The following is a 3183-nucleotide window of genomic DNA, read 5'->3' as shown; positions in this document are numbered from 1 at the left end:
GCACGATTTCGAAACTACTCAAATCGTCGTTAATCCAATCGTAAAAAGCGAACACGGCGGCAGCTTCATCACTCCAAATAGCGAATACGTCATCGAAGCGGCGCAGTACGCGGCTCCGCTAGATGACGGCTACCACTCGATGGACGAATACGAAGCGGTTTTCCGCGGCGCGGTAACGTTTTGGAAATTCGACTATCCAAAAGGCAAGATAGACGAGAAAGCATCCTTCTCGCTCGAGCTTCCTCCGTACTGGCAAGACCTAAGCGACGCCGGTAAGGGCGAGAGCTTTGGTTGGGCGTTTACAAACTCGATAAACTCCGAGATGTATACGGGCGGTATCGAAAAGGGCTTGCCTCCGTTTGAAGCGGGCGCGAGTAGAAACGACACGGACTATTTGCACGTTTATAACTGGCAAATTTTAGAAAAACTAGCTCAGGATAAGAAAAACTACATGGAGATAAACGGCCATAGAGTAGTTACCATAGACGCCGCAGTTAAAGCCGGCGCGCTATTTTTGATCCCTGAGCCAAAGAGCCCGCACGGCGTAGACGTCACTCCTGACGGCCGTTATATCGTTATCGGCGGCAAGCTAGATACTCACGCGACGGTTTATGATTTTAAAAAGATTAAAAATTTGATCGACAAAAAAGAGTTCGCCGGCACCGATCCGTACGGCATCCCAGTGCTTGATATGGCAAAGAGTTTGCAAGGACAGGTCGAGCTTGGCCTTGGACCTCTGCACAACTCTTTTGACGAGAAAGATGGCATCATCTATACCTCTCTTTACGTCGATAGCCAGATCGTGAAATGGGACTATAAAAATCTAAAAGTCCTAGATAGGATCAACGTCCACTATAACATCGGACACCTTGATACTATGGAGGGTAAGTCATCAAAACCTAAGGGTAAATACGCTATCGCTCTTGATAAACTTTCGATCGATCGATTTAATCCCGTAGGCCCTCTTCACCCGCAAAACCACCAGCTAATCGACATAGCCGGCTCAAAAATGGAGCTTTTATACGATATGCCGATACCTCTAGGCGAACCTCACGACGTAGTTTCGATTGCGGCTAGCAAGTTAAAACCGGCTACCACCTACGCCATGGGAACAAACTCTCGCACCGGCAAAGAAAGTCCGTTCGTAACTCTTGCCGGACAAGAGAGGATCGAGCGCAACGGTAAAAACGTAACCGTCTACGCCACGATGATCAGAAGCCACATCAACCCTGAGCATATCGAGGTAAATAAAGGCGACAACGTAACCATCCACCTAACAAACCTAGAGCGCGCCCAGGACGAGACGCACGGCTTTACCGTGGATCTTTACAACATCCACGCCTCTTTAGAGCCGGGTAAAACAGCGACCGTAAATTTCGTAGCGAACGAAGAGGGCGTATTCCCTTACTACTGCACCGAATTTTGCTCTGCACTGCACCTTGAGATGATGGGTTACTTGCTAGTTAAAGATCCGAACAAAAAATACGAATCTGCCAAAGTAAGCAAGCTAAAAGCCCTAAGCCCGGAAGCTCTAAAAGCAGAATACGATAAAGTAATCGCTACAAACAAAGCTACCGACGAGGTTATCCAAAGCGTAGTGGCTTACTTAAAAGAGAAGCATTACGAAAAATATCCTAAGGTAAAAGAGCTAGTTACCGACGCGCTGGATCAGTACGGCAAAATCCCTGAAGTAAAAGCAAAAGCCGACGAAGCCTACAAAAAAGGAGACGTAAACGGCGCGATACTATGGGAGTACCAAGTATGGCAGTATATGGTTAAAACCGCAGACGTCGGCCTAAGAGCTAAAAACAACCTAGCTAAAGAGATCGCCACGCCTATGAGCCCGGCTGCTGCCAAAGGCGAGGAAGCCTATCTAAAAGGCGGTTGTAACGGTTGCCACGTCATCGGTCAGGTTAGCTCAGGTCCAGATCTAACCGGCGTTCTTTTGCGCCACGAAAACGGCGAGAAATGGGTGTTTGACTTTATCAAAGATCCGTCTAAATTTTACGGCGACGAGTATATCAAGTCTATGATCGATTACTTTAACCTAAGAATGCCTAATCAGCACATGAGCGATCAAGAGATCAAAGATATCATCGAATATCTAAAATGGATCGACGAAAACGCGGGAATGTAATCCAAATTTGATTCGGGCTTAGCGGTCCGAATCAGTCCGCTAAATTTGAGGCTCGGCGCGCATAACCCGAGCCTCCTACGTTAAATTTAAAAAGCGTTTTGTGAAAAATTTTTTAAATTTAATAAAGGAGAAACGATGAAGAAGTATCAAATTTACACTATTATCGCGTTAGTCTTGATGACCGTTTGTTTTACGATCCCGGTGCTGGGCTTTTTCGGAGCCAAGGCTAAAATCGCCGCAGGCGAGCCGCTTGCAGGATATTCGTATAAAATTTACGACCTTTACACCTCGTTTCAGTACAAAAATCACTTGATGCCAGATGACGTAACAAGCGATCTTCATAAGATGATCGAGCAAAAAGCAGAGATCGGCACACCATCTTTTCCTATCTGGTACGTCGCGCTTGAAGCGCCAAACTACCCAAAAGACGCCTTTCCAGACGGTATCCCGGTTTATTTTCACGTTGACGGATACAGCGGCGACGTGCACGAGATGAACACCATAAACCACTACATCGGCATGTATCCTATGGAGCATGGCGGAAATTTAGAGCGAGCTATCGCGCCTTATTATCTACTCATCGCTACACTTTGCATGCTTGCGTTTTTATACTATGACGGTAAATTTAACTCACTTCTCATGGTGCCAACCATCATTGCACCTGTGCTATTTATGAGCGCATTTGTGGGCTGGCTATACTGGTATGGACACAACATGCAAGAGTGGGGCGCCTTTAAAATCAAGCCATTTATGCCAACCGTTTTAGGCGATGGTAGTGTGGCGCACTTTACAACGCACTCATACCCAACTATCGGCTTTTGGGTGATGATGGTGATGAGCGTGCTTTGCATACTTGCGGTATTTTCAAAGAAAAAAGAGCTAAATGCGTAAATTTTCTAAATTTGCCCTTGTCTTTTTGCCACTTTTTGGCTTTGCAAACGTCCTTCAAGATGCGATAAACAACGCTAGCCCTGGCGATGTGATAAAGCTGGGGGATGCTATTTATGAAGGAAATATAATCATTTCTAAGCCTCTTAGCATCATCG

General features: G+C 46.1%; 2 protein-coding genes and 1 pseudogene. All 3 read left to right on the top strand.

Annotation, left to right across the window (positions count from 1 at the left end):
* The coding region (gene nosZ, locus Q0200_RS08180; RefSeq protein WP_297940084.1) for a Sec-dependent nitrous-oxide reductase at positions 1-2137 on the top strand (2137 nt) is incomplete at its 5' end.
* Between the two features lie 135 nt (positions 2138-2272).
* Positions 2273-3028, top strand: coding sequence for a cytochrome C (locus tag Q0200_RS08175; protein WP_297940082.1), 756 nt, complete (start codon positions 2273-2275; stop codon positions 3026-3028).
* Positions 3021-3183 (top strand): annotated as a pseudogene (locus Q0200_RS11950) (nitrous oxide reductase family maturation protein NosD); the annotation flags it as partial. The gene Q0200_RS08175 and the pseudogene Q0200_RS11950, both read left to right, overlap by 8 nt.

The organism is uncultured Campylobacter sp. (genome assembly GCF_938045225.1).
Classification (GTDB): domain Bacteria; phylum Campylobacterota; class Campylobacteria; order Campylobacterales; family Campylobacteraceae; genus Campylobacter_A.
Note: the sequence above shows the minus strand (reverse complement) of the source record. Positions and strands in the feature narration are given on the sequence as shown.